We start from the raw sequence: 26,419 nt of genomic DNA on the forward strand, positions 1-26,419 counted from the left end.
GCTAATTGCTATTTTACATCATTTTCCCGAGAATTGTTTTTTATCACAACGGCTTCATAGTCGGAAAGCGTGGGTACGGTGAAGCGTATTCTGCCGTCTTTCCAAGAATAATCCAAAGCTTGATTAGCTTTTAATAGGTGAACCCCTGTCGGTTTTTCAGCTAAGGCAATATCAAGGTTTATACCATGCAAATCGTTCGGCTTAAAGTAGGTATTCCCGCTGAAACCAGTTAGGTTGATCAGGTGCAAGATATGCCCTTCTGCCTGAAAATCGACCAAATGATTTGCATCATCATTGCGTGCATATTGTTTCCATATCATTTCTACACGTTCGGGAGCGTCGGTCTTTAATAAGCTTTGGGCTGCTGGATAGATCGCCGATAAGGTGTTTAGAAATATCGCTTTATGTTGCTCATAGCCTTTTAGGTAATAATGGCGCCCAATGGCGGGCACTAGAAGGGCATTTTTTTGTTTTTCAACGGTGTTGATGGCCAGTGCTTGATGACCGATGGGTTCATGCCCGCCTACAATCTCCGGTGGGCCCGGGCGACCTTTACTAAGGATGGGCAGGTAGTTGCTAACCGATGAACTGAAGGTGTAAAGCGGCATTGGATAGGCTAAATGAATCATTTGCTGACCGCCCAATGTCTTAAAAATGCTGCTGTCATCAACCTGTAGGTAATTGCCGGCGGCATCATGGTTTATTGTTGTTAAAGAGGCTCCAAATTGCGCCTTCAGAAAGGCGGGATGATGTGAAAAAGCAGCTCCGGTTGCAAATAATCGGGTACCTTTTTTTACGGCAACCGATAAGGCATGTAAATCTAAGCTGTCAAGCGAGGGTATGCCAGGGATAATGATAACTTTATATTGCCCAAGTCTTTCGGTTTGCGCATGGGGGCGGCGGTATTCCATCACATCGAAGGGAATATGGGTCTCTTTTAACATCAGCTGGATGCCTCTGTATTCTTCTCCCTCTGCGCCGTGGGCCCATAAGCTGGGGGAGAGAATCAATACCTTGGCCGTGGAGCGGTAATTGCCATAATAGGGTTCATGTGTTTTATGGAACTGGTAAATGGAACGAATAATGGGGAAGTTGCGCGGATCGGTATTGTTATTGAATTCGCCCATCATGCTGATATCTAACCCGGATCCATTGGCAATGTTTTCATATAGCCTGATGCGAACTTCTTCAGGACCTACACTGTTAAAGCGCGATTGAAAGGAAATCTGTTGGATGGATGCATTGCTGATAATGTGCGATGGATAAGAACCCATGGCATTACTGACATTGTCTGATGCATTGTAAGGCCAATAAGGGAGGCTGGTATTACTTTGCGATTCGTGGCGGATAATATCTACATATTGATCGGTGTAGGTGCAAATAGCGACGGCTGGATTTTTGGTTTTAACCAGTTTGTGTAATCGCTGTGCCCAGTCGTCTAAAGTCATCTGTTTAAAGGCCTGGTACTTTTTAAATACGGGGTCTTGTGTGTCTTCTTTTTCCGGTAAATCCATGCCACTGAATGCTTTAAAACGTTTCTGATCATAGGGGTTGTGATCGATACCGTAGTACTTTCCGATGTAAGCATTGTTGGTTTGATAACCGGGCATGTTCAGAAAAATACCATCAATGGGAAAGCGGTCCATGATTTCGCTTACGATTTCAAACGACTTTTCCTGTACATAAGGCGCATTGATAGATACGACGTAAATATCATCATTAAACATACGTTCTCCTTTGTTAGATAGGTAGCACCAATCGGGATGCGCTTCAAAAACGGATTTATGTAATCTGCTGAAATCTACGCGTACGATGACACGGATGCCCTGTGCATGGCAACGATCAATGATTTCGCCCAATAGGGTGTCGGTGGCATAGGGATTTCGATAATGATAGGGGAGCGCGGTGGGGTAAAAGGCCATGATGCCACCGGCGTTGATGATCAACGTGTTGGCTGATGCTTCAACGAGTTGGTCTACAAAGGCCTTCGGTTCGATACGTTCGGCGGTAAAGGCAGGAAGATTTGTTTGAATAACCCGCAGGTTATTGCGGCTCCACCAGGGGGTATCGGCTGTTTGGCCTGAGGCTATACCCTGGCTTATAAATAACAGTATGAGAAAGATGAAATGATAAGATGTGTTTAAATTCTTTGCGGATACGCTCATCATAATTAGTTTAAAGGGCTATACGTCATTTCTGACCTTGGGCTTTAGATTTATTGCTAGATTGGTAAAGTTAATAAATTTGAAGGTTTTTTCTTTGTATAATTATGCTGGTTACTTTCAAAGGCACTTTTAGTTTCTGTCGCTTTTCAGGGTAGGATGAAAGAGGATTGTTGCCATTACATTGGTTTGATTTTTGTAATTTTAGGACATGGAAAGAATTGATATGAACCACTTCCTGCGCTCGCAAAATAAATTGGTGAATAAGGATTTGGGTAATTTCAACCTTTTTTGGGTACAGGAATTGGATACGTGCTCCGTACAGCCTATTCCTTACAACCGACGGGATTTTTACAAAATAAACTTGCTCAAGGGCGCGTATACAATTCATCTCGCAGATAAAACCTATGAAATTCAAAAGCGGGGTTTGTTCTTTGGCAATCCTTCTTATCCCTATAACTGGATTCCGAAGGGAGCGGATTCGCACAGTGGGGTGTATTGTATTTTTAACAAAGAGTTTTTTCATCATTTTGGCAATATCGACTCTTACCAAATGTTTCGGCCTGAAGGGGATAATGTTATTGAATTGACGGAAGGGTTGTACGATGAAATTGAAGCTATTTTTGAGAAAATGGACGTGGCTTTCCGATCGGCGTATCAACATAAATATGATAAAATCCGGAATTTGATTTTTGAGGTGTTACACAGTGTCAATGAAGTGTCTACTAAAGAAACACGGATTAACCGGCACGATGCAGCCGCTAGCAGGATTACCGGCTCATTTTTGGAGTTATTGGAAAGACAGTTTCCGCTTGAATTGAAAAACCAGCAGGTGCCCCTTCGGAACGCAGCGGATTTTGCGGATACGCTAGCGATTCACGAAAACTACTTGAACAGGGTTTTGAAAAAAACGATGGGAAGTACAACTACCCAGTTAATACAGCAACGCTTCTTACAGGAGGCGCGCGTTCTCATCAAGCATAGTTCCATTGATATTTCGGAAATTGCCTATCTCTTGGGCTTTAAAGAAGTTAGCCATTTTTCCAACTTTTTCAAGAAATATGAAGGGCTTTCGCCATTGCAATACCGAAAGGTTTGATTTTCGTAAATGATGGTTTGCTTTCTGTAAAAAAATGGCTTAACGATCCACGAACTTTGTCGTGTAAATAATACGTATAAAATTATGACAAAGAACTGGTTTATCACAGGCACATCAAGCGGTATTGGCCGTATTCTTACCGAGCACTTATTGGCATCCGGGCATACTGTTTTTGCGACACTACGGCAAACGGAACAATTGTTGGAATTGAAAGAAAGATATCCTAAACAACTCCATGTTGGTTATTTAGAACTGACAGATACAGAGAGTATTCATAATGCAGTGGAAGCAGCGCTGGCGGAAATGGGACGAATAGATGTTGCGGTGAGCAATGCCGGACTGGGTGTTTTCGGAGCGGTGGAAGAATTGGATGATCATGTCATCTCGAAGCAGATTGAAGTCAATTTGTTAGGATCAATCCGATTGATAAAAGCACTGATTCCGGTAATGCGTCAACAGCGGGATGGGGGGCATATTATACAGGTGTCTTCAGAAGGCGGTCAGATTGCTTATCCGGGCTTCAGCTTGTATCATGCATCTAAATGGGGAATAGAGGGCTTCATCGAGTCGACCGCACAGGATGTACGACCTTTTAATATTAGGTTTACAATTGCCGAACCGGGGCCAACGGGAACTAACTTCGGCAGTAGCCTGCTCATAGCGCCTGCTTTGGATGTATACCAAGACACACCGGTAAACGATCTACGCAAATTTATCGATGAGGGTTTTGGTGAACTGGACAATGTGCATGATGTTGCGCAAGCTATAATCGATTGTGCCGTCCATGCGCAACCTCCGTTTAGATTGCCGATCGGAAAAGTGGCCATACAACATGTTCAGGACGGATTACAAAAACGCTTAGACGCTGTGCGTAGCGCTATACAGTAAAAAAACCATTTACTTACTCATCCCTTAATGAATCAATCGGATTGGCTATTGCCGCTTTAATGGCTTGTGAACTCACAGTGAGTAAAGCCAGTATAAGCGCCCCCAATCCTGCGATGATAAATAAACCCCAACCGAGGGAAATACGGTACGTGTAAGCTTCCAGGAATTTATCCATCGCCCAATAGGCAATTGGAAAAGCTACCAAACAAGAAATGATGACTAACCAGGCAAATTCTTTGGACAGCAAGCGTGTAATGGAAAAAACCGACGCACCGAGTACTTTGCGGACTCCAATTTCTTTCGTCCGATTTTCGGCCATATAGGCGGCAAGTCCAAATAAACCCAGGCAGGAAATAAAGATGGTGAGAAAAGCAAATAAAGCTGCCATGGTGCCGGTTTGCTCGGATTCCTTGAATTTAGCGGCGTAAGCTTTGTCTACAAAGTTGTAGGCGAAAGGATAATTGGGGTTGTAGCGCTTAAAAATGGCTTCTGTTTTAGCAAGCGCAGTAGCCGTAGATAAGGCAGGATTGAACTTGATATGCATGACGTTAAACCATCCTTTCGCTCCTTCGATGACAGCAGGTTCCACGGGTTCATAGGGTGAACGCGAAATAAAATCGGCCACCACCCCCACTACGTGCCATTCAATGCCATTATCTTTGATCAACTGGCCAATGGGGTCTTTGAAGCCCATAAGTCTTACGGCTGATTCATTTAAAAGGATGGCTGTGGAATCGGTAGGGTACTGCGTCAGGTCCATGTCCCTACCGGCCACTAAACGAAGACCGGCTGTTTTTACAATGTGCTCGTCAGCACACATACGGTCGATAAGTGTTTTATCGTTTGGTGCTTTTCCCTGCCACCAAAATCCATTACTGTTACTCCAACTTTCGGTAATTGGAGAATTGGATCGCGTGACCGATACGGCTACACCTCCTTGGAGCAGCTCATTTTTGATCAGCTTGCTGTTCTTGGCGACCTCGCCCTCCTCCGAAATATAAACGACATTGTTTTTGTCATAACCATTTTCCCTGTCTTTTGCGTATTGGATTTGTTTATGAACAGCCAAGGTGCTTATAATAAGAATGATGGCAATTGTGAACTGAATAACTACCAGGATTTTACGAAGACTAAAAGTGGCTTTTGCTTGTTTAAAGGTGCCTTTTAACACCTTAACAGGCTGAAAGGAGGAAAGGAAAAATGCCGGGAAACTGCCGGCGAGCAAGCCTGTTATTAAAATAAAGCCTACGGCGTTTAACCAAAACTGGAAATGACCAAAATCAACAGCTAAACGCCTGCTGATTAAATTGCCGAAGGAGGGTAGGGCTAACCAGGTAATAAACAGGGCGATGACGCCGGAGATGGCGGCAATCAAAATGGATTCGCTTAAAAACTGGCCGATCAGCGACACGCGATAGGCGCCCGCTACTTTTCGGATGCCGACTTCCTTGGCCCGTTTCTCACTTCGGGCGGTGCTAATGTTCATGAAGTTAATGCAGGCAATTACTAAGATGAAAACGGCGATCAGCGTGAAGAGGTTGACCATATCAATGCGCCCGCCCACTATCTTTCCATTTTCAAATTTGGAGCGGAGCCACCAGTCGGGGAGTGCATGCAGCAGGACTTCCGTGTCTTCCTCCGGTCCATTATGCCGCTTGGTGATGTCCTTAATCTTCCTGTCCATTGCCTCTTTGCTAATGCCCGGATTTAATTCTACATAGGTCTGCACGGAATTGTTGCTCCAGTAGTCGTCACTATAACCGATCTTTTCCATGTATTTCCAGGGAAGCAGGAACTCCACGTCTGTGAACCGGGTATTGCCGGGCATATCGGCTAGAACACCGGAGACGGTCACTACATCTACACTATCTATTTTGAGCGTCTTCCCCAGTGCTTCTTCTTTGCCAAATAAGCGTTTAGCCAGGCTTTGGCTAATGACAATTTCGGTGGGGGTTTTTAAGATATGCTCTTTATCGCCTTCCAGCAACGGAAAATCGAACATGGAAAGGAAAGCGGAATCAACGAAGGCGCCCTGACCCTTTAGTTTCTTGTCGCCCACGGAGAACAGAAAACTATTATCGGAGTAGCGGCTGTAATGGGCTATTTCCGGAAATTCCGCTTTGGCGGCCGGCCCTAAAGGCTTGGGCGTGTAGAACCACACCTGAAGTTTATCGCCCCAATTGGCTCGGTTTCCTACTAAAAAGAGTTGGTCTTTTTTATGGTGAAATAGGTCAAAACTCCGTTCGTTTTGTACCCAGGAAAGGATCAACATGGCAGCTGCCATACCGATAGCCAAGCCTGTTATGTTCAAGATGGAATACCCTTTGTTTTTAAGTAGATTGCGCCAAGCAATTTTGATGTAGTTCTTTATCATACCGAGCCCTTTAATTGAATATTAACTAAACATAAATGGAGCCATAATTTTATCAATTTGATTATTAGTTGTTTGTGTCTTTGGTTTTAACAGCAAGTGTTCGTTTTCGAACAGTGATTGTTCATTGGCGCACAGCTTTCATCTCACTTTACCTTGATGCAAAGTGAGACAAACATCAAGGCTGTCCAGTTCTCGCTAAAAATTCGATTTCATACCCGCCGTTATGCGGAGCCGCCCCATATCTCAATCCTTTCCTTCGCTTTTTCGCATAACGTTTTTTCGGCCCTTCCAATCGAATTTTCTTTACGCTCACCCTGGAAGGCCGTCCTTCCCTAGGCGCTACAGCCCCTTTGCATTGAGGTTCTGAAATGCTTAAATGGCCTTGGACGATATTGAAGCAACGAGCAGCGACATCAAAATAAAAAAAATGTTCTTTTAAACAGGTTCCTAGCCATTGATAAATTAGGCAGCGAAAAAACTTTTTACCATATGGTAAGCGGATTCCTCATAATAAGTTCGAAATTTAAAGTATGAAAGAGTTTATCAACTACGTATTACAGTTTGGAAATTTGAACAAACAGCAAATCGATTTCATTCTGAGCAAAGCGGAAACGTTGGAACTTCATAAGGATGACTATTTTTCGGAAGCTGGAAAGATCCCCAGACACGTTGGGTTTATTCTTGAAGGGATCGTTCGTTTCTGCTATTACAACAACAAAGGCGAAGAGATCACACACTCATTCGTAGACGAGAACAATTTTGTTTCTGACCAACAAAAGTTTGAGGCACAAGTGGTGGCCTCCGATTATGTACAGGCCGTTACACCTTGCAAAATGCTCGTTTTTTCAAAGAAAAGTTGGGACGAGATCGGCAATACGATTGTTGGCTGGGACGCTATTATAACTCAGATTACAAAAAATTGTTTGTTAAAAGCGATTGAAAGAAGGAGCCCACTGGTTTCTGAGGATGCAACTACGCGCTATTTATCGTTCATTGAACAATTTCCCGGTCTTGTTAACCGTGTGCCGCTTTCTCATGTCGCTTCTTATCTTGGGATCACTCAACAATCCTTGAGCCGAATACGAAGAAATATCCGTTGAGCGCACTTTTTACCAAATGGTAAATGCTTCCTCTTTTTTGATACCGAGCTTTGTATCATTAATTTAAATGAATAGCAATGAGCAAAAAAGTTGTATTAATTACAGGAACAAATAGTGGGTTTGGATGGCTTACCGCTAATAGTGTAGCCGCTTTGGGGCATAAAGTATATGCCACCATGAGAGACACCCAAGGAAAGAATGCAGATAAGGCAAATGCGCTATCACAGGTAGCCAATATCACCGTTTTGGATGTTACGCTAACAGATGAAACCAGTGTTAAGGAGGCTTTTGACACTGTTATAGCGAAGGAAGGTACCATCGATGTATTGGTAAATAATGCGGGTGTTGCCCTATTCGGGGTGGCTGAAAGTGCTACTACGGCCGATGTGCAACGAGTTTTTGATGTGAATGTGATCGCTCCCTGGAGATTAATGAAATTGACCTTGCCTTTTATGCGTAAACAGTCGGAAGGTTTGATCATCAACGTCTCGAGTGGGTGGGGTAGGTTCTCGCCCCCTTTTTCAGCGGTGTATGGTGCTTCAAAATTCGCTTTGGAAGGTTTAAGCGAAGGCTTGCATTATGAGGTACGACCTTTAGGGGTAGATGTTGCAATTATTCAACCGGGGGCTTTCCCGACTGAGATGTCTCAAAAGATTCAAGCTGGATCTGACACATCGGTTGTTGACGATTATAAATTGATAGCGGAAGTTCCGGAAAAAATGTTCAATGCCCTTAGTCAGATGTTTGAAACTGTAAAACCGGATCCTCAAAACATTGCAGATGCCGTGGTAAAGCTAATCAATCTACCAAAAGGACAACGCCCGTTAAGAACCGTGGTTGACCCATCTACGGGAGAGATTGTCAAAACGGCTAATGAAGCCGTTCAGGTTGAATACGACCGAGTACTAACAGCATTTGGAATGAAAGATTTATTGAGTTTGTAGGTATAAAAGGTGATGCTTGTTCAGCAAGTTGTTCAAAGCACTTCCACCTAAACTTTTTCCTGTCTCATGCCTTTGAGAATACGTGCGCGGTGTTGAAGTCCCCATTCGGCAATGGTTTGCGTCAATTGCTTTAATGATTTTCCGTACTCTGTAATCTTATAGGCTACCGAGACAGGAGAAGTGGCCAATACATTTCTTTCAATCAATCCGTTTACTTCAAGCTCCTTCAGCTCCCGACTTAACATCTTACCGGAGATGCCCTGAACTTTCTTCAGTAATTCGGAATAGCGCATGGATTGGTAACACAGGCAGGCGATAATAAGCACCTTCCACTTTCCACCTAAGATTTCCATGGTGTCGTTTATAGCCAATACGGTTTGGCTACAGTCTTCGATTAGTATACTTTCTGATTTCATTTTTGTCCCTTGGTTACCCAAATGTCACTGTTACTTTTTGTCACTTAGTGGCAAATTTAAACAATTCTGCTTTACCTTTGCATCGCAAACATAAAAATTTATACAATGGAACTTATTAATCATTTAAAATGGCGTTACGCCACCAAAAAATATAGTACAGAAAAAGTTAGCGAGGAAAAGATCAACCAAATTTTAGAAGCCATCAACCTAACCGCTTCTTCATGCGGAATACAGCCCTATCGGGTTTTGGTAGTTTCTAATCCGGAGATAAGGGCCAAATTGGGCGCAGGTTCGTTTAACGGACAGATTGTAAATTCTTCTCATTTATTGGTGTTTGCGGCTTTCAACGAGATATCCACAACATATATTGAAGAATATATAAAAATGGCCGAAAAGCAACGGAATTTACCGGAAGGTGGGATGGCTAATTTTACAGAAAAACTAGTTAACTATTTCAGTGCAAATACAGCGGAAGCAAATGCCGTCTGGGCTAGTAAACAGGCTTATATTGGCTTGGGTACTGCCTTGCTGGCGGCTGCGGAATTGAAGATAGATTCTACGCCCATGGAGGGTTTTGATGCTGCCCAATTTGATGAGGTTTTAGGGCTAAAGGAGAAGGGATTGCATACGGCGGTGATCCTTTCGTTGGGCTATCGGGATGCGGAAAATGATTACCTGGTTGATATGCCAAAAGTAAGGTTGCCCATAGAAGAATTTTCTGCTTTTGTAGCATAAACGATTTAATCTGGCTGTAGGGGCGCTTGCTATTGCTGCGCAACACTTCCATGAGCTGGAAATTGACAAGTTGGCTTAAAAGATCAGGGACGGTTAGCCAACCACGGGAAGATTCTTATAACGCCATTCACTCGGGGAGTAGTTTACCGGCAGTTGCTGTAGATGCTCGATGCGAATCTTTTTTCTGTGCTGTTTGATATGTGTAAAGAGGAGGTGACTGTCATAGGTGACTTCGAAAGGTTGTGACAGGTTAACCGGTTCGGTTGTTTCGCCAAGGATCACATACTCCAATTTTCCTTCCGAAGTGAACCGCTTAATGATGACATTGTCGCCAGTAGTGGCTTGTATACTGAACCATGCTCCATCACCCACGCCTCCAAGATACTGTGCCTCTTTAGGCACAGTAATGGGTTTTGAGGGTGCGTTCATGCGGCCAACCGAGTGGTCGGCGGGTAAAAGACGGGCTTTTCTTTGGCTTACATTCTCTCCTAGCTTTTTCAGTAAAAAACGAACGGACTGCCAACGGTTCATCTTAACATGTTTTAAGCCCTCATGGGGTGTAAATGAGTAAATCATTCTATCTGGCACTACATTAACTAAATTACTGATGGGACTTGCTTTAATTGTTTCGGGGAAATTGATAGTATGTCGCCAGCTGTAGCGCTTGGAACACCGAGCAAGCATGCGGACAATAAATCGTGAACAATTATTGTTGTTGCGGGCGATGGCACCGTAAGGATATGCACCTTGAAGTACGCAATCGTCTCCGTAAGCTTTGGCGCGTTCGAAATTAATACCACGAGCAATAGCGAAATAAAGAATACCTTCTCCATACATGGCAGGTTTCAATGCTTCAAACTGTGTTGCGATTTCTTCAAGGTTGTCAATATAACAACCTTCAAATTTCGCCTTAATCGTAATCGCTAGGCGAGGGTCTGAAAATTTAGAACGAGCTCGACCATATTGCCGGGGCGTGATATATCGTCCGAAGTCATAGAAGAGCATTTCGCCGGTTTCTCGTTTAATGATAACAATACCGGTATGACCTACTTTAAAATTTAAGTTTTTTACGATGCCAATTTTCTTTAAAAACAACATCCACTTTTCGTCTCCACGGATAGTGGTATCCGGCCATGTTAAAATAAGGGCCATATCATTGTAGGTGATCGTTGACTGCATGATATTCTCTTTTTATGTTAGACTTTAAAGGAAGATGAAGTTTCGGTAACCCCTATGCGGTGAATGTTTGATAAATAGATTTAATTTCGTGCCCCAACGGAAGAAACGGCTTAATTCTTTTTTGTTCAAGTGCTCAAAATGGAAAATTTTATGTGGAAATGGAATCGCATTGGTATAGACACCATTTTTGGAAAAAACCAGCATAATTTTTTTGTGAAGCTTTTTCGTTAGGCCAACATGTTCATATACTGCCTGCCCGTGTTCGAAGAATGATGCTGTTGGATAATCTCGAAAGGTCAGCAAAACGATATAGTCACAGCATGTTAGCATGTTTTGATAATTGATTTCATTGCCTAAACTGGTACGGCTATACACTTCGTGTCCATTGTTCCAAAAAAACGCTGCAAGATGGTCGAGTAACATTTGTTCTTCTTGTCCGCTATCTCCAACTAATAAATATTTCATCTGTTTATTTTTTGTTTTTAGTTGTCAGATGGAGCCTTTGATGATTAAAATAATCATTGCCCTGTGTGCTTAATGATTATTTTTAATCATGTCGGGTTCATATGTAAATGACTTCTCTTTTAAAGGCCATACCTGCCTACCGGCAGGCAGGTGGAATATCCGGATTATTTTATGTTTGTCTTTGGTAATCATGGATATTTCATTATCAAAAATGTTTTATGCTAAAGATTTTTAGCCGCTGCTATCTGGAATGCTATAAATTTAATGGTGGACATCAGCTAGATGGAGATCCTTTCCATCGCTTGTGTGTCCATAACCAACCATAGGGTTCTTCTTTGATGTTTTCGGTTAAGAGGCTTACATATTTTTGGGTTATCTCGCCCTCTCGCGTAGCTGAAGCTTCGGAACAGATTGGTAAACAGGTTATTTTGTAATGCCCTTTAGATAGCTGTGTAATATGTAAGTAGATGACGGCCGATCGACTCGTGCGTGCCAATTTCTCCATGCCTGAAAAGACGTATGTGTCCTGGTGCAAGAAAGTGAACCTGAATTTTTCTTCTTTTATCGGCGGACATTGGTCGGCAAGGAATAGATAGACGGCCGGACCTGAACTTTTAGCTAGTATTTGGCGTACAACCGCTTTATCAGGTAATAACTTCATGCCAAAACGAGACCGGAATCTAATCATCAGCTTATTCATCGTGGTTGAGCGAAGGGGTTTGTAAACGGCATATATGTCGTATTGCATCTTAAAAGGCATAAAATTCAGCATCTCCCAATTTCCGCAATGGCCCAGGCAAGCAATAACGTCTCGTCCGGAGGCTATGTACTGATCAATTAATTCTTGATTCTCAAATACAATTTTCTTGTCAAGCACTTCAGCCGAAACGGAAATGCTTTTGATGATTTCGGCAAAATAGGCGGTAAAGCAAGTGTAGAACTTTTTTACAATTGCATGGACTTCTCCGTATCGCTTATCCGGAAAGGCACGTGCTATATTCTGGATAACGACTTCTTTTCTGTAACCGATGATATAATAAGCAAGAAAATAAGTGATGGAACCCAATGCATATAGAAAGGTCATCGGTAGCAGGCTTATTATGTATAGGCCGGCATAAGCACTTCTATAAGCAAGTTGTTTTAGTATCTGCTTCGGGTTCATATTTAGAGTTTCATCTTTAAGCCAACCGATGCATAAGGGGAAACAGAAAAAAAGTAATCATTATCGGATGCAAATACACCCTTCAAGGTTCTGTCGCTGTACGCAGCCGGACGGTATAGGTTTAGTCCCACCATACCGGTCATGGTTAACCCGGTTTTACCGAGCTTGAGCTCGGGACGAAAGCCTGTAACGATATACTGGTGCGAGAAGATCACGTCTTTGCCGTCTTTTTTCAATAAGGCGACCTGCCCGTTCATTTCAATGGCATAAGATAGTTTGAACCGATCGTTGAAATCGTAACCTGCCGATAATTCAAGGCCTTCGATTACTTCTACATTGACATCGTATTTTCCGTGAAGCTTCCATTTAACATAAACCGCCGGAAATATCATGGGGTACCCTAAAGAACTATTGATCGATACGCCACCGCCTATATCCAGATTCGGTTTCAGGTGCCGGATAAAAACAAGGCCCCCACTTCCCAGCACATTTTTAAATGTCAGCTTGGAGAAATCGGTAGTGGGAGCAAATATACCGGCTCCTAGGCTGGCCCGCATCGACCATCGGTCATTTAACGGACGTAGATGGTAAACCCCGAGTTGTATATTCATGATTTCGGAAACCATTTCATCTGAAAAATTTCGGTTTTTCAAAGAGACGTATGATCCGCCAAGGCCAATCCCCCAAGCTGTGGGACGATTCTTTTCATTCATTTTCATGGATAAGGGAATGTTGACGGCTCCTTGGTAAACCATGGCGGAACCTTTGCTATTACCGATTTTTTCTCGTGGTTTTTCACCCGGAGGCAGATAATAATAGCCCGAATTTCCAATATACTCGGTTCTGAAAGACACTTGTTGCGCGTTGCCTTCGAGATAGAGTAGTATGGCTAACGTTGTTAAGCAGAATGATATGAACTTCATATGATTTTTAAATTTTTATTTGCACTTATTTATTATATAGGAAGCAAAAGAAGGGTGAATGAAGTGATGTCGAAAGCAATAGATGGCAGACTTCAGCATCTGGTGGATGAAGTGTAGTATGAACCGGATAAAATGAATTCGAAAAAAGCCATTGCGTACAGAAATTCAGGTGTATTAAATTGCACGGCATAACCTATTTTTAAATAACCGGCTTGACCCTTGTTGTTTGTTTTCATCGCTTGCTTCCTATAATTAATGTCTTGTATAACGCTAAGACAATTATGAAATGGAAGACCCTACGTTTATTTGCTGTTTTCTTTAGGGGCATATATTTACACTGCTGTACGCAACCTGTTCTATGGCTTGGCTTTTTTAAAATTTATAGGCTATTCCGATGGCTGCACGTTGGTTTTTCATGGAGCCTCCCTGGGCTTTATGCAGGTCGGCCAACCCGTATTGATAACTGGCATTTATTTGCCAGTTTTTATCAAACTGGTATCCTATAATGCCGCCGACACCATAATCGAAACGTTTTAGGGCAGGTCTTCCGGTCTCCCCATTCGTTTTGAACAGGTTCACGCCACCGGCTTTTGCCAGGACGCCATAACCGACATAAGGGCCTACGCCTATAAAGGCTTTCCCACTGCCTAGCTGCCCTTGAACCATTCCATAGAGCGGAATTTCTACACCAACGGATTTGAACTTGGTAGTTGATTGAGTTGATTTGGATTCTAGGTTCGAGATGTCATAATACACATCAATCCCGGATTGCAAGGCAAAATTGGTACTCAGATCGTATTTAACGAAACCGCCAAAGGAACCGCCTATTTTCCTTTTACTTTTAAAGTTTTTCATATCACCACCTAAGCGGTAATTAGATAGATTTGGTCCGGTTTTAATACCGAATGATACAGGTTTGTCCTGAGCTGACATTTGTAGGGAAAGAAATAGGGCGCCGGCTGCTAGGAAAAATGTGATTGCGTTCTTGTTCATCGTTCTAAAATTTAATTTTGTTTTTAATGTTGAACAAAAGAACGATGGATGATCCGCTATTGAAAGGTGCAAGCGACAGACCTAAGAATTTGCCCTATGAACTATAGAATGGAAGGGATGAAGTTTTCCGTGTTTGGAGCTATTCCACAATCCCGTCCATCCATCGCAGAAAGTCGGGGACGCGTACACGACTGACTAGCACCTCATGTGGACATGCGGGTACAAAGGAAAGTTTCAGTCGGCTGTTAAAATATTTGTTAACACTTTCAATAGCTTTTACGTTCGCAATGCAGTTACGTGATACGCGGAAAAACAAGCGGCTGTCAACTTGCTGTTCTAGCTGATCTAAAGTATAATTAATAATATACCGTTTATCGTGAAGGGTGTGGAGAAAAACGACGCCGTCTTCACTATAAAAATGCGCGATATCAGTGGTTTCTATGTAGTGATAATTTTCTCCCTTCGATATCAGGAAACGATTTTTGGTTTTAACCGGTAGGATTTGCTCAAAACGCTTGGGGTCGGTTATATAGTGGTGGTTATGAAAGATGTTTTCGAATTTGATTAAGGCCGCTTCTAACTCCTTCTCATCAAAAGGTTTTAACAGGTAATCGATGCTGTTCAGCTTAAAGGCTTTGATGGCATGTTCATCGTAAGCGGTGGTGAATATGACAGGCGTGTTGACCTTTACATGGTTGAATATTTCGAAGCAATTGCCATCGGCCAGACGGATATCCATCAAAATTAAATCGACAGAAGATGCTTTCAGGAAACCAATGGTATCGATAACTGTTTTGGTTTGCTTCTCCAGGAGATAACCGGAGCGTAGTTTCGCCATCATCCGTTTTAATTCTTCGTATGCAAATCGTTCGTCTTCTACTATTAGGTATTTCATTGTTGGATATAAGGGATTTTTACAATAAATAGATCGCCGGTATGCGTCACGACGACGTCTTTGGCATACAGCTTATATTGCTTGGTAATGTACTTGAGTCCTATACCGCCTTTATCCACATCGTTAGACGGTTGAATGTTGTTTTCAATCGTAATATAATCAGGGTCGACCGTAATTTTTATGTGCAACAGTGATTCTTCGGTTGCGATATTATGCTTAAAAGCATTCTCTATCAGCAGTTGCAAAGTGAGCGGAATAATTTTGTTCTTTTCACAGTCCGCTATTTTATCTACCGTAAAAGTGAATGAGTTTTCGAACCGCATCCGCATAAGGAAAAGATACGAATCCAAGGCATCTAATTCTTCCGCTACCGAAACAACCGGCTGCCGGGTAAGAGAAAGTACATACCGATAGGTCTTGGAGAGGGCTTTGGTGAATTTATTGGCATTGTCGGGATTGATATAGATTAATGAAGAAAGTACATTCAACGAATTGAAGAGGAAGTGTGGGTTTATCTGTGACCTTAAGGTTTCGTGCTGGAATAACAGCACTTTGCGCTTGGCTGTTTCGGAGTCGGCTATAGCTTTTTGTTCCGACTGAAAATAATAGATTAATTCAAATACCAACAGAATCGGGATATTGGTTGTCATGGCAAATGCAAATTTCACCAGGAAGGGGGGAAGACCTTCCTCAGGTATATGAAATACGTCGTAGATCATGTAATTAAACATCCACAGAATGACCAAACAGATCAATGTGATGCCTATAAGGCCCGCCACAATACGATAAAATATATTTTTGGAATAAGGTAGATATTTATTTAAAAGTAGCAGTAAGCCATAATCAGCAAAACACATGATGAAGATAACGATATAATGTGCTGATAACTGTATGTGGAAATTAGCCCATAAATCTTCCTTCATGAGAATAATGCTGAAAAGCATTTGACACAAAGCATAAATCAGTGTGGAGAAGAAAAAAATGAACAGTTTTTTTATATTTATTCTTTTCACCCGAGGCATGCTCAAAAATAAAGTTTCCAGCGAAGATTTATTACTAAATCTACTCCTTTTCTGATGAACTTCATTTTTTAAGGGATGAATTTAACTGGTTATATTCTTTTTGTGAATATTTTCTGAATGGGTATCATTGGTAGCCACTTAAGGTCAGTTAATTTTTACAACATATGCAAGAAACTGAACGTTATTTTAACGCGAGCGGCGGCGGGGTCGGCCGTCGTGCAAATTATTGTGGAGCGCTTGTTGCCTTAATACTTGCTCGAAATTCAAGAGGCGTTAGTTTTGTGCGTTTTTTGAACAGCTTACTAAAGGATTGTGGATGTTCAAAACCCAAGCCATAGGCAATCTCGCTTACGGAAGCCGATGTGGTCGATAATTTTTCTTTAGCCATTTCAATGACTTTATCCTGTATATGTTGACGAGTGTTTTGTCCGGTAATATGCCGCAACATCGTGCTGAGGTAATCTGGTGTGATATGAAGTTTTTCACTGATATAGGACACCGTTGGCAAGCCCTGCCGAGTCAGTAGCTCGCTGCTACAATAGTCCACTAGAATTTTTTCAAAACGGGTGAGAATTTCGTGGTTGTTTTTTTCCCGGGTGAGGAACTGTCTTTTATAGAATCGTTGTGAATAGTTCAATAACAACCCGATCTGTGAGATGATGATGCCTTTGCTAAATTCGTCCATATTTGAAGCGTATTCGTGTTGTATATTCGCAAAAATTTGGGCAATAATCGTTTCTTCTTTTTCTGATAGGAAAAGTGCTTCATTGATCGCGTAATTGAAAAAATCGTATTGTCTGAATTTTTGCGATAGCTCGGTATTCCATAGGAAATCAGGATGGATAAGTAAAATCCATCCTGATGGTTTATTCTTCAACTGTTGTTCGTCAATCGTAACATCCAGTACCTGATTAGGAGCAAAAAAAGACATGAGTCCTTCATCAAAGTCATAATCCTGCCGTCCGTACTGCCATTTACCGATAACATTCTTTTTAAAGGCAATGGAATAAAATCCCTGCGTAAAATGCAATAGCATTTCATCGTGGTACATTTGACCGTAGTCTACCAAGCTGATCAGGGGATGCTCCGGCTTGGACAACCGATTTCGCTGATGAAATTCGCTAATTGTTTTAATATGCGTGAATGTTTTCATTACCCAAAAATACGAAGAAATTAAAGATTCATTCCACCGGATATTTCAATACGTTGTGCATTGATCCAGTACGCTTCATCGGTACATAAAAAGGCAACCACAGCACCAATATCGGTGGGTAAACCAACGCGTCCTAATGCTGTATCGGCAGCCAGTGCTTTGTTAAGGGTTGAATTATCTCGCACTGCGCCGCCCATAATGTCGGTTTCAATGGCACCTGGCGCTACCACATTGGCACGAATTTTACGGGCGCCCAGTTCTTTTGCCTGATATTTGGTTAGTACCTCCAAACCGCCCTTCATTGCTGCGTAGGTTGCAAATCCAGGGGTTGTAAAGCGGGTAAGCCCACTGGAAATGTTAATAATGCCACCGCCATTGTTCATAATTTTTAAGGCATGTTGTGTAAGAAAGAATGGCGCCATTAAATGGATGTGTATCATGTCTTTAAACTCGCTGATGCTCGCGGTCTCAAAGGGTGCGGGTGCAATTTGTCCGGCGTTGTGTACGAGATAATCAATAGTCGAAGCCTGAAAATGGTTGTTTAATGCCGGCAGTAGTTTATCCGAAAAGAAGGGTTCGTAATTTTCATAGATGCTCACATCTAAAGGTAAGGCCAATGCTTTCTGTCCTATTTTTTCAATTTCAGATACCACACTGTCAGCAGCAGTTTGGTTAGATTGATAAGTTATCACTACATCTAATCCTTTTTTGGCGATATTGATGGCCATATCTCTTCCCAAGCCACGACTTCCGCCGGTAACCAATGCAATTTTATTTGTACTCATGATTTTAATTTTTTTCTTGATACAAATTTCAGGATGTAATGAATTTGATTTGTAGCCCAACCCCGACACTTTGTAGCCCAATCAGTATTGCAGGCGTTGGCCTGTATCAGCACGGAATCATTATAGCCAAAAATTTAAGAGGGGAGGGCGTTTGAAAAAAACTTGCTGAGATATATTAAGCAGTCCGAAGCCGCGATTTCCACGCGTAACCAATGCAATATTATTTGCATTCATGATACAATTTGCGATGATAGTGCAGATGTTTATGGATTGGTACGGCATAGGGCCTAAATCGCTAAAATGCCAAGACATAAACCATATTCAAAAGAAACAAACCTGTTGGTGGGACGGAAAATCGGGGGCCGCTGTTTTAATCCGTGACGTGAAGAGGAAATAGCACTGCCCAGAGTGTTGAAAGAAAATCCGATAGTAAATGAAGAGTCATGACCTTCCTTTTTAAAGAATGAATTTAACGGTCTATGCTCTTTTTTTGTTATCGCGGAGAAATACGTCATTTTGGCTTACAATATTTCAGTTTAGATTAATTTTAGGTTTATAGTAATGTCCACTTTTGCATAGTACAATTAAAGCAAATAAATATGCAAAAGGCAATTTTTATTACCGGAGCCTCATCCGGATTGGGAAAAGCGACAGCCAAATTATTTCAAGCTAAAGGCTGGCAAGTAATTGCCACCATGAGGAGCCCGGAGAAGGAAACCGAACTGGCCCAGCTTCCAAATGTAATCTTATTACCAATGGATGTTACGGATACCGCACAAATCCAAAAAACGGTAAGAGAAATTTTGAAATCCCATTCTGTTGATGTGGTCTTGAACAATGCAGGTTATGGCCTCATCGGTCCTTTAGAAGCGTTCAGCGATGAGCAGATCGATGCTCAGCTGCAGACCAATCTATTCGGTGTCATCCACGTTACAAAAGCATTCGTCCCTTATTTTCGGGAAAGGAAAAGCGGGACATTCATCAACATTACTTCTACATTTGGCCTGTTAGGCTATCCAACTTGCTCTGTTTACAATGCTAGCAAGTTTGCCGTAGATGGTTTTTCAGAGGGCCTCGCTTATGAGTTAGCTAATTTTGGCGTCAAGGTTAAAGTGGTAGCACCAGGTGGTATGCAAACCGATTTCGCAGGAAGGTCCTTGCAGGGAGGGATGCACAAGGCTTACAATCACTTGGTGGCCAAGGTAAGTGAGGGCTACAGCGAAGAACAGGTTGCCAATTACACAAAAGCAGCAGATGTGTCGCAGATTATTTATGACGCGGCCACGGATGAGAAAGATCAACTGAGGTATATAGCTGGTAATGATGCTATAACCTTGTATAAGGAACGCATTGAAGCCACACCCGAGGGACAGTTTAAGAAAATCCGTTCCCAGTTCATCTTTTAAATATTCATTTTGCTCCTGTCAAATCTTTATTGTCTCTCAGCAGGAATTAAATTTGATTAAGTTTGTATATCGTGAAAAAACATCCCGTCATATTCAATTCCATATCTCAGCTGCATAAAGCGATGGGACAAGCTGCACCATCCCATCCGCTCATCAGCATCATGAATTATGGGGAAGCACGTTTTGATCCTAAAGATTTTGAAGAGGGCATTATTCTGAACTTTTACAAAATATCATTCAAAACGAGTTTTTCGGGAAAGTTGAAATACGGTCAGGGATTCTATGATTTTGAAGAGGGGGGGATGTCTTTCATCGCGCCTGGTCAACTTTTAAAAATGCAGGACGAAGAGGCCGACTACAGTGGTATGACGCTGCATATTCATCCCGACTTTCTTAGGTCTTATCCACTAAATTCGGCCATCAAACAATATGGTTATTTTAGCTATTCCGCGGCAGAGGCTTTATATCTTTCTGAAAAAGAAAAGGCAACCATCCTCAGCATTTACAGATTTATTCAGGATGAGCTGAACGAGCGGATTGATAAATTTAGCCAGGATGTGATTATTTCACAAATTGAATTGCTGCTTAATTATGCCAATCGTTTTTATGATCGTCAATTTCTTACCCGAAAGGCGGTGAACAATGATCTTTTGGTAAGACTGGAACAACAATTGGAAGATTATTTTAAGGACGATAAGTTATTAACAGGGGGATTGCCTTCTGTTGCTACCCTTGCAGAAAACCTGCATGTTACGCCACGTTACCTGAGTGATTTGTTGCGAAACCTGATCGGTTTGAACGCACAACAGTTCATCCACGAAAAGGTGATTGAAAAAGCAAAGGAATATCTCGCAAAAAATGACCTAACGGTGGCCCAAATCGCTTATCACTTGGGCTTTGAACACCCGCAGTCTTTCAATAAATTGTTCAAAAGCAAAACATCTTTATCTCCTTCAGGCTATAAAAAAAGTTTACGGAATTAGACTAAAGGCCTTGGATGCCAGGCTTCCCGTAGAGTTATAGCACTACTTGGTGCGTATGGATACCTGACGAAGGTCTAACGGATAATAAGGCAAAAAACTTTCCTAAAATTAACTTAAGTAAAAATCTGATAAATTAAATCAGCGGAATTTTGTTCCGCAATAAAAAATATAGAAAAATGAATACAGTTTAAAAACAAGACAAGAAATGTGATCAGGCTTTTTTCAATATCAAGTTTGGTAGTGGTAGTAGGCATGATGATTTTGGCATCCTGCTCAAAGGACGATGATGCAGGTCAGCATGAACAGAAATCTCCCGTTGTATTGGTACACGGTGCATGGCAGACATCTTACGCATGGGAGCAGGTGCAAGCGAACTTGCTGTCCGACGGATTTCAAATGACAGTGATCAACCTCAAAGGAGATGGCGAAGATAATACACCGGTTAACGAACTTAGTTTCGCTGGATATATCGATCAGGTAAAAGCTGTCATTAATTCATTTAATGAACCGGTAATCTTGGTGGGGCATAGTTTAGGTGGTGCAATTATCACGCAAACGACATCTGAGATACCCGGTAAAATAGCCAAGCTGGTGTACGTTGCCGGCTTCATTCCGCAGACCGGAAAAAGTGTGCTGGATTATGCTTTAGATGCAGGCTCAATTTTGGGACCGGTATTGACGTTTAATGCAGATCAAACATTGGCAGGCTTAGTTAACCCGGAAGTAAATTTCCCAACTGTATTTATCCAGGACGGAACTGACGAGCAAAAGCAGTTTGTGCTAGACCATTACAGAGCCGAACCTGTTATTCCGCTAGCTACATCGCTAAACTACACTGCTGAAAGTTACACTGCTATTGAAAAAAAATACTATGTATTTACTATTGAAGACAATGCCATCAGCTATCCTTTTCAGCAACAAATGGCAACTGATGCGAGCATTACCAAAACTTTTACCATTAACACAGGACATAGCCCCTTTATTTCGAAACCGACCGAACTGACTGCTATCCTTAACACTATAGCAAAAGATTAATGCGAAGAGCACAAAAAAGAAAATAACGATAGGCCTACCGAAAAGGAATTCGCGGGTACCAGTCAAGAAAATGACCTTAAGCGGATAATTCTGGAACGTATGTTCTAAATATCTTATTATCTTTGCAATAATTTATGGCAAGAAGCGTAGAATTTGATGAACAATTGGCAATTTCCAGAGCAATGGATGTTTTCTGGAAAAAGGGTTATAATGGAACCACTATGCGCGATTTGACCGAAGCGATGGGTATCAGCAGCAGCAGTCTTTACAATACGATCGGCGATAAACATCAACTTTTTTTAAAATCCATTAAGTACTATACCGAGTCGAGAATGGCTGCCGCCAGAAAACAATTGCAGCCTATCAAGTCTCCTTTAAAAGCGATAGAAAAATTTATTCTTTCGTCTGTTTATGCCATTACAAATGAACCTAATAGTTGTTTGGCTATCAAAACAACTTTTGAAGTGGCTACTACTGATGAGCAGGTGCAGAAAATTATAAAGGCTGATAACGAATTTACCTATAATCTTTTGATAAATCTGGTTGAGAAAGCGATTGAAGCAAAGGAAATCAAGGTGAGCCAGGATGCGGAAATGCTGACAGACTACATCATCAACCATTTTTCTGGCTGGCATGAATCTTTCATTATTCACCGAGACAAAACACGGATCAAGAAAATGGCTGCCTTCTTGATAAGGCAAATAAATCAATAATTTTTTTACTTTTTTTTGGAACAAATGTTCTATAATTATGAATAAACTAAATATACATCAGGAGTATAAAACCTATTATACGGCAAGGGAGCAACCCGAAATTGTGGAGATAGATAGAGCAGCCTATATTTCTATTCTTGGAAAAGGAAGCCCAGGTACTGTTGTTTTCTATGAAAAGAAAAAAGCAATCGCGGCATTTGCAGCAGCACTGGAAGACAAGTATGTAAGGACAAGCAGTGCATTTACAAGTAATATTGTGGAAATATTTTACTGGTTTAATGAGGAAGAGGTTGGATACGTAGATATCGGCCATTTCTATACAACAGTTGATCTTGAATTACTATACTACCGAATTGCAATACGCATTCCGGATTTTATTACCGATAAGGAAATTAAAAAGGTTGCCAAAGAAAGACCTGATATTTCATTCGCGAATGACTTTCAATATTTCAGCTATACAGCAGGAACCTGCGTACAGCTTCTCCATATGGGGCCTTTTGCAGGAGAATTAGAGACACTACCTGTTTTGCAACAATTTGCGGCGGACAATGGTTTTAGAAAATCAGGTATGCACCAGGAGATCCATTTAACAAATTTTGAAGTAGGGCAAAGTCAGACACATCTGCAAACCATCCTGCGTGATTGTGTAACAAAGCAAAACTAATTTTTTTAATCATATCTGGAACAAATGTTTCAGTAATAATAATTATTTATGGAAAAATCAACGAAAGAATTATCGGGTAAAATTGCCTTAGTAACGGGTGGTACTAAAGGTATCGGAAAAGCCATCGTAGATGAACTTGCTCAACTTGGTGCTACCGTGATTATTACAGCAAGAAGCAAACCTGATGGAAACCTCAGACACGCATTTATAGCAGCAGACCTTACTAAGCCCGAAGACAATGAGCAGTTGGCGAAAGAAATTATAGCAGAATACCGCGGACTGGATATTTTAATTAATAATGTAGGTGGTACCTCTGCGCCGGCAGGTGGCTTTAGCGTTTTGTCTGATGCCGACTGGGAAAATGACCTGCAATTGAATTTATTGGCAGCAATTAAGTTAGACAAAGCACTTGTTCCATTAATGATTGAACGTAACACCGGTGTGGTTATCCATATTTCCTCCCTCAATGGTAAGTTACCGCTTTATGCTTCTAATTTTTCTTACGGTGTTACCAAAGCAGCTCTTAATAATTATAGCAAGGCATTAGCTAATGAAGTTGCCCCCAAAGGTGTCCGGGTGATAACCGTTTCACCTGGTATGGTAAAAACCACGGCCATGGAAACTTTTCTGAATAGCTATGGTACCTCCATTGGAAAAAATTTGGACGAAACTGCGCAGTTGGTAATGAACAGTTTGGGCGGTGTACCCATGAACAGACTGGCCCAACCCGAAGAAATAGCACATCTGGTGGGCTTTCTGGTTTCGCCAAAAGCCTCTTACATCACTGGAACCAACTATGTGATTGATGGCGGAACTATTCCTACTACTTTTTAGGTCTCTAGTTTAAAAAAAAGTAAAAAATAAAACGAAACAGATGTTTCAATACAACAATCAATAATGGAAAAATTTGCAAAAGAACTAACCGGGAAATTAGCGTTAGTAACGGGTGGTACTAAAGGTATCGGAAGAGCAATTGCCGACAGATTGCTTGAAGCGGGTGCCACGGTGGTAGTGACTGCCAGAAATCATCCAGGCGACGAAAATTTGAAGTCTTATTTTATCCCAACAGATTTGACTATTCCTAGTGAAACCGATAAAGTAGTGCGGGAAATCAACAAAAAATTTGGAACCATCGATATTTTGGTCAATAACATGGGTGGATCTACCAGTCCGTCGGGAGGATTTGCTGCTCTTACTGATGAACATTGGGAAAATGATCTGCAATTAAATTTGCAATCTTCTATTCGGATTGACAGGGCAATTTTACCCCAAATGGTAGAACAGAAAGGGGGTGTTATTATCCATATTTCATCACTAAGTGGTATTTTACCCTTATATGAATCGCTTGGAGCGTATGCCGTTGCAAAAGCTGCCTTAAATAACTATAGCAAAAGCCTGTCAAAAGAATTTACCCCTAGGGGCATACGCGTTGCTGCGGTTTCTCCGGGGATGGTAAAAACCGACACAATGGGTGCTTATTTACAATCATTATCTGATACCTCAGGACGCAGTGTTGAAGAAGTTACACAGGATTTGATGACCTCTCTAGGTGGTGTACCGATGGGCAGAATGGCCCTTCCTGAAGAAATAGCAGAGCTGGTTGGGTTTCTTGTATCCCCGAGAGCCTCCTATATTACTGGTGTAAACTATATTATTGACGGAGGAGCAAATCCGTCATTTTAAGATAACTGATGGGTTCACCTGGGCTGCGAAAAATATTGCCTCGGTTGCGCTTCCACCAAAAAACAAATAGATCATAAATAACATCTAATGTTGAAATTAAGGTTTTAAATAGAAATGAACAATAAACGCAAATTGCTGATTTACGGAGCCACGGGATATACTGGTAAAATTATTACTGCCAGAGCAAAAGCACTAAACTTAGATTTTGAGATAGCTGGAAGATCGGAAGATAAGATCAAAGCGATGGCACGGGAGTTAAATATACCCTACCATATTTTTACGGTAGACGACTCTAAAGCTTGGGAAAGGGCATTGACGGACAAACAAGTACTCATAAATGCGGCTGGCCCTTTTCTACTTACAGCGGAGCTAGCTATGAATGCCTGCCTTGACGCTGGCGTCCATTATCTTGATATAAGTGCAGAACTAGACACCTACCGACTGGCAGAATCTTTGGATGATAAAGCAAGGGTAGCAGGCATTCAGTTGATATCGGGTGCAGGGCTATTTGTCAGTTATGATGCATTGGTGGTGCACCTGTCAAAGTTAGTGGTCAAACCCGAATATTTGAAGGTAGGGTTCCGTCATTATGGTGGATTCTCCAGAGGCTCGGTTTTAAGTAGTAAGAACATTGCCGATTTGGGCATATTAATCCGTAAAAATGGAGAAATCCTTAATAACCCACACCCAAGGTCTAAAGTGTTTTCATTCGGGGAAGAAGCGGTGGAATGTATGCCAACGCCATTGGGGGGAATTATTTTGAGCTATAAAGCTACGGGTATTCCCAATATCGAAGAATTTTTCTCTTTGAAACTGCCGGCCACAGAGCTGTCTGATTTAACAAACGAAAATCTGCCGGACGGGCCAACAAAGGAGGAACGTGCGGCGGGGCGAAATGGGATAGCAGCCGAGATTACGGGCAAAGACGGTACCGTTGTAAAAGCGTATGTAGATGCACCATCGGGCTATGACCTTACTCCGCTTTCGGTAGTAGCGGTGGCACACCGCATCTTAAATAATGATTTTAAGATCGGTTATCAATCGCCCGGATCTGCTTACGGAGAAGAGATCATAAAAGATATTCCTGATACCCATCTAATTGATATTAGGCAACCAACACAAACATTTCTATAAATGAAAAATCAAAAAATGAGTAGCGAACAACAAATTTTGAATTTAATCGCCCAATATACACACTACGTGGATCAGGCTAAATTTGATAAAGTGGGTGAACTCTTTGCCAACGGGAAAATAATTACCCCCGGCGGCACCATGGAAGGAAAAGATGACGTTTCAAAGCATTTGGAGAAGAACCTTCAGGTATATGCTGATGGTACACCGAGAACGGCACATGTGACCACCAATAGTCTTTTAGATATTCTGGAAGATAACGACGAGGCGATAGCAGTTTCATACCTCACTATTTTTCAGCAGGATGCAGATCGTGATTTTTCATTGCAACCGATAGCTATCGGACGTTATCACGACCTATTCAAAAGAATGGATGGGAAATGGTATTTCTTGATTCGTGAGCTTATTATTACATTGGCGTGAGATCTTTCCCATCACGCTAAACCAAACACGATAGATCTAAGCACGATCGAAAACAATGGAAAATAAAAACTTGCCTGTGAACTTTA

The 26,419-nt window shown here is 41.7% G+C and carries 26 protein-coding genes; 14 read left to right on the forward strand and 12 right to left on the reverse strand.

What is annotated here, in order from left to right:
- Positions 1-8: 8 nt before the first annotated feature.
- Complete coding sequence (locus E0E36_RS06545; RefSeq protein ID WP_130855260.1) at positions 9-2,168, reverse strand: alpha-amylase family protein; 2,160 nt, start codon at positions 2,166-2,168, stop codon at positions 9-11.
- A 205-nt stretch (positions 2,169-2,373) separates the two neighbouring features.
- On the opposite strand from E0E36_RS06545, the gene E0E36_RS06550 reads away from it, so the two are divergent.
- Both E0E36_RS06550 and E0E36_RS06555 read left to right on the forward strand, forming a co-directional pair.
- Positions 2,374-3,261, forward strand: a complete 888-nt coding sequence (locus E0E36_RS06550; RefSeq protein ID WP_130855261.1) for a helix-turn-helix domain-containing protein — start codon at positions 2,374-2,376, stop codon at positions 3,259-3,261.
- Positions 3,262-3,345: 84 nt separating this feature from the next.
- A complete protein-coding gene (locus E0E36_RS06555) occupies positions 3,346-4,149 on the forward strand; it encodes an SDR family oxidoreductase (protein WP_130855262.1) in 804 nt (267 codons plus the stop codon).
- Between the two features lie 13 nt (positions 4,150-4,162).
- Here E0E36_RS06555 and E0E36_RS06560 read toward each other — a convergent pair whose 3' ends face one another.
- Positions 4,163-6,523: an ABC transporter permease gene (locus E0E36_RS06560; protein WP_130855263.1), complete on the reverse strand. Its 2,361-nt coding sequence runs from the start codon at positions 6,521-6,523 to the stop codon at positions 4,163-4,165.
- Between the two features lie 530 nt (positions 6,524-7,053).
- Here E0E36_RS06560 and E0E36_RS06565 point away from each other — a divergent pair.
- Entirely contained in the window at positions 7,054-7,623 is a 570-nt protein-coding gene (locus E0E36_RS06565) for a Crp/Fnr family transcriptional regulator (RefSeq protein WP_130855264.1), read from the forward strand.
- Between the two features lie 77 nt (positions 7,624-7,700).
- A complete protein-coding gene (locus tag E0E36_RS06570; protein WP_130855265.1) occupies positions 7,701-8,567 on the forward strand; it encodes an SDR family oxidoreductase in 867 nt (288 codons plus the stop codon).
- 47 nt (positions 8,568-8,614) lie between these two features.
- On the opposite strand, the gene E0E36_RS06575 is transcribed toward E0E36_RS06570, so the two are convergent.
- A complete protein-coding gene (locus E0E36_RS06575; protein WP_165446932.1) occupies positions 8,615-8,983 on the reverse strand; it encodes a winged helix-turn-helix transcriptional regulator in 369 nt (122 codons plus the stop codon).
- A 105-nt stretch (positions 8,984-9,088) separates the two neighbouring features.
- Here E0E36_RS06575 and E0E36_RS06580 point away from each other — a divergent pair, with 105 nt between their 5' ends.
- Positions 9,089-9,718: a nitroreductase family protein gene (locus E0E36_RS06580; RefSeq protein ID WP_130855267.1), complete on the forward strand. Its 630-nt coding sequence runs from the start codon at positions 9,089-9,091 to the stop codon at positions 9,716-9,718.
- Positions 9,719-9,811: 93 nt separating this feature from the next.
- On the opposite strand, the gene E0E36_RS06585 is transcribed toward E0E36_RS06580, so the two are convergent.
- The 9 genes from E0E36_RS06585 to E0E36_RS06625 all read right to left on the reverse strand — a co-directional run bounded on the left by E0E36_RS06585 (position 9,812) and on the right by E0E36_RS06625 (position 18,295).
- Positions 9,812-10,897 (reverse strand): DUF6695 family protein, encoded by a 1,086-nt coding sequence (locus tag E0E36_RS06585; RefSeq protein WP_130855268.1) that lies wholly within the window; start codon positions 10,895-10,897, stop codon positions 9,812-9,814.
- Between the two features lie 24 nt (positions 10,898-10,921).
- Positions 10,922-11,362: a hypothetical protein gene (locus tag E0E36_RS06590; RefSeq protein ID WP_130855269.1), complete on the reverse strand. Its 441-nt coding sequence runs from the start codon at positions 11,360-11,362 to the stop codon at positions 10,922-10,924.
- A gap of 274 nt (positions 11,363-11,636) precedes the next feature.
- Entirely contained in the window at positions 11,637-12,524 is an 888-nt protein-coding gene (locus E0E36_RS06595) for a lysophospholipid acyltransferase family protein (RefSeq protein WP_130855270.1), read from the reverse strand.
- A gap of 2 nt (positions 12,525-12,526) precedes the next feature.
- Positions 12,527-13,447, reverse strand: coding sequence for a DUF6268 family outer membrane beta-barrel protein (locus E0E36_RS06600; protein WP_013667612.1), 921 nt, complete (start codon positions 13,445-13,447; stop codon positions 12,527-12,529).
- A gap of 372 nt (positions 13,448-13,819) precedes the next feature.
- Entirely contained in the window at positions 13,820-14,440 is a 621-nt protein-coding gene (locus E0E36_RS06605) for a porin family protein (RefSeq protein WP_013667611.1), read from the reverse strand.
- Between the two features lie 139 nt (positions 14,441-14,579).
- Positions 14,580-15,335, reverse strand: a complete 756-nt coding sequence (locus tag E0E36_RS06610) for a LytR/AlgR family response regulator transcription factor (RefSeq protein ID WP_013667610.1) — start codon at positions 15,333-15,335, stop codon at positions 14,580-14,582.
- Positions 15,332-16,258, reverse strand: a complete 927-nt coding sequence (locus E0E36_RS06615) for a sensor histidine kinase (protein ID WP_242627143.1) — start codon at positions 16,256-16,258, stop codon at positions 15,332-15,334. Before E0E36_RS06615 ends, E0E36_RS06610 begins: the two co-directional genes overlap by 4 nt.
- A gap of 322 nt (positions 16,259-16,580) precedes the next feature.
- A complete protein-coding gene (locus tag E0E36_RS06620) occupies positions 16,581-17,510 on the reverse strand; it encodes a helix-turn-helix domain-containing protein (protein WP_130855272.1) in 930 nt (309 codons plus the stop codon).
- 20 nt (positions 17,511-17,530) lie between these two features.
- Positions 17,531-18,295, reverse strand: a complete 765-nt coding sequence (locus E0E36_RS06625) for an SDR family NAD(P)-dependent oxidoreductase (RefSeq protein WP_130855273.1) — start codon at positions 18,293-18,295, stop codon at positions 17,531-17,533.
- A 599-nt stretch (positions 18,296-18,894) separates the two neighbouring features.
- Between E0E36_RS06625 and E0E36_RS06630 the strand changes: the two genes are divergently transcribed.
- The 9 genes from E0E36_RS06630 to E0E36_RS06670 all read left to right on the forward strand — a co-directional run bounded on the left by E0E36_RS06630 (position 18,895) and on the right by E0E36_RS06670 (position 26,333).
- Positions 18,895-19,701 (forward strand): SDR family oxidoreductase, encoded by an 807-nt coding sequence (locus E0E36_RS06630; protein WP_130855274.1) that lies wholly within the window; start codon positions 18,895-18,897, stop codon positions 19,699-19,701.
- Positions 19,702-19,772: 71 nt separating this feature from the next.
- A complete protein-coding gene (locus E0E36_RS06635) occupies positions 19,773-20,684 on the forward strand; it encodes a helix-turn-helix domain-containing protein (protein ID WP_242627144.1) in 912 nt (303 codons plus the stop codon).
- A gap of 207 nt (positions 20,685-20,891) precedes the next feature.
- Positions 20,892-21,719 carry an alpha/beta fold hydrolase gene (locus E0E36_RS06640; RefSeq protein WP_130855275.1) on the forward strand — a complete coding sequence of 276 codons (828 nt, stop codon included), beginning with the start codon at positions 20,892-20,894 and terminating at the stop codon, positions 21,717-21,719.
- Positions 21,720-21,853: 134 nt separating this feature from the next.
- Complete coding sequence (locus tag E0E36_RS06645) at positions 21,854-22,432, forward strand: TetR/AcrR family transcriptional regulator (RefSeq protein ID WP_130855276.1); 579 nt, start codon at positions 21,854-21,856, stop codon at positions 22,430-22,432.
- A gap of 37 nt (positions 22,433-22,469) precedes the next feature.
- A complete protein-coding gene (locus E0E36_RS06650) occupies positions 22,470-23,096 on the forward strand; it encodes a hypothetical protein (RefSeq protein ID WP_130855277.1) in 627 nt (208 codons plus the stop codon).
- A gap of 48 nt (positions 23,097-23,144) precedes the next feature.
- The gene (locus tag E0E36_RS06655) at positions 23,145-23,930 is read left to right on the forward strand and encodes an SDR family oxidoreductase (protein WP_130855278.1); all 786 of its coding nucleotides are present in this window, start codon (positions 23,145-23,147) and stop codon (positions 23,928-23,930) included.
- 63 nt (positions 23,931-23,993) lie between these two features.
- Positions 23,994-24,779 (forward strand): SDR family oxidoreductase, encoded by a 786-nt coding sequence (locus tag E0E36_RS06660; RefSeq protein ID WP_130855279.1) that lies wholly within the window; start codon positions 23,994-23,996, stop codon positions 24,777-24,779.
- 114 nt (positions 24,780-24,893) lie between these two features.
- Complete coding sequence (locus tag E0E36_RS06665) at positions 24,894-25,913, forward strand: saccharopine dehydrogenase family protein (RefSeq protein ID WP_130855280.1); 1,020 nt, start codon at positions 24,894-24,896, stop codon at positions 25,911-25,913.
- Positions 25,914-26,333 carry a nuclear transport factor 2 family protein gene (locus E0E36_RS06670; protein WP_130855281.1) on the forward strand — a complete coding sequence of 140 codons (420 nt, stop codon included), beginning with the start codon at positions 25,914-25,916 and terminating at the stop codon, positions 26,331-26,333.
- Positions 26,334-26,419 lie beyond the last annotated feature (86 nt).

It is taken from the genome of Olivibacter jilunii, from assembly GCF_900607235.1.
Lineage (GTDB): Bacteria > Bacteroidota > Bacteroidia > Sphingobacteriales > Sphingobacteriaceae > Olivibacter > Olivibacter oleidegradans.

Coding starts and splice junctions, on each gene's coding strand:
- E0E36_RS06615 (WP_242627143.1), bottom strand. CDS start 16,258: ATGAAGGAAGATTTATGGGCTAATTTCCACATACAGTTATCAGCACAT.
- E0E36_RS06555 (WP_130855262.1), top strand. CDS start 3,346: ATGACAAAGAACTGGTTTATCACAGGCACATCAAGCGGTATTGGCCGT.
- E0E36_RS06650 (WP_130855277.1), top strand. CDS start 22,470: ATGAATAAACTAAATATACATCAGGAGTATAAAACCTATTATACGGCA.
- E0E36_RS06625 (WP_130855273.1), bottom strand. CDS start 18,295: ATGAGTACAAATAAAATTGCATTGGTTACCGGCGGAAGTCGTGGCTTG.
- E0E36_RS06545 (WP_130855260.1), bottom strand. CDS start 2,168: ATGATGAGCGTATCCGCAAAGAATTTAAACACATCTTATCATTTCATC.
- E0E36_RS06590 (WP_130855269.1), bottom strand. CDS start 11,362: ATGAAATATTTATTAGTTGGAGATAGCGGACAAGAAGAACAAATGTTA.
- E0E36_RS06595 (WP_130855270.1), bottom strand. CDS start 12,524: ATGAACCCGAAGCAGATACTAAAACAACTTGCTTATAGAAGTGCTTAT.
- E0E36_RS06645 (WP_130855276.1), top strand. CDS start 21,854: ATGGCAAGAAGCGTAGAATTTGATGAACAATTGGCAATTTCCAGAGCA.
- E0E36_RS06550 (WP_130855261.1), top strand. CDS start 2,374: ATGGAAAGAATTGATATGAACCACTTCCTGCGCTCGCAAAATAAATTG.
- E0E36_RS06670 (WP_130855281.1), top strand. CDS start 25,914: ATGAAAAATCAAAAAATGAGTAGCGAACAACAAATTTTGAATTTAATC.
- E0E36_RS06665 (WP_130855280.1), top strand. CDS start 24,894: ATGAACAATAAACGCAAATTGCTGATTTACGGAGCCACGGGATATACT.
- E0E36_RS06620 (WP_130855272.1), bottom strand. CDS start 17,510: ATGAAAACATTCACGCATATTAAAACAATTAGCGAATTTCATCAGCGA.
- E0E36_RS06600 (WP_013667612.1), bottom strand. CDS start 13,447: ATGAAGTTCATATCATTCTGCTTAACAACGTTAGCCATACTACTCTAT.
- E0E36_RS06580 (WP_130855267.1), top strand. CDS start 9,089: ATGGAACTTATTAATCATTTAAAATGGCGTTACGCCACCAAAAAATAT.
- E0E36_RS06585 (WP_130855268.1), bottom strand. CDS start 10,897: ATGCAGTCAACGATCACCTACAATGATATGGCCCTTATTTTAACATGG.
- E0E36_RS06660 (WP_130855279.1), top strand. CDS start 23,994: ATGGAAAAATTTGCAAAAGAACTAACCGGGAAATTAGCGTTAGTAACG.
- E0E36_RS06655 (WP_130855278.1), top strand. CDS start 23,145: ATGGAAAAATCAACGAAAGAATTATCGGGTAAAATTGCCTTAGTAACG.
- E0E36_RS06605 (WP_013667611.1), bottom strand. CDS start 14,440: ATGAACAAGAACGCAATCACATTTTTCCTAGCAGCCGGCGCCCTATTT.
- E0E36_RS06610 (WP_013667610.1), bottom strand. CDS start 15,335: ATGAAATACCTAATAGTAGAAGACGAACGATTTGCATACGAAGAATTA.
- E0E36_RS06630 (WP_130855274.1), top strand. CDS start 18,895: ATGCAAAAGGCAATTTTTATTACCGGAGCCTCATCCGGATTGGGAAAA.
- E0E36_RS06565 (WP_130855264.1), top strand. CDS start 7,054: ATGAAAGAGTTTATCAACTACGTATTACAGTTTGGAAATTTGAACAAA.
- E0E36_RS06575 (WP_165446932.1), bottom strand. CDS start 8,983: ATGAAATCAGAAAGTATACTAATCGAAGACTGTAGCCAAACCGTATTG.
- E0E36_RS06570 (WP_130855265.1), top strand. CDS start 7,701: ATGAGCAAAAAAGTTGTATTAATTACAGGAACAAATAGTGGGTTTGGA.
- E0E36_RS06560 (WP_130855263.1), bottom strand. CDS start 6,523: ATGATAAAGAACTACATCAAAATTGCTTGGCGCAATCTACTTAAAAAC.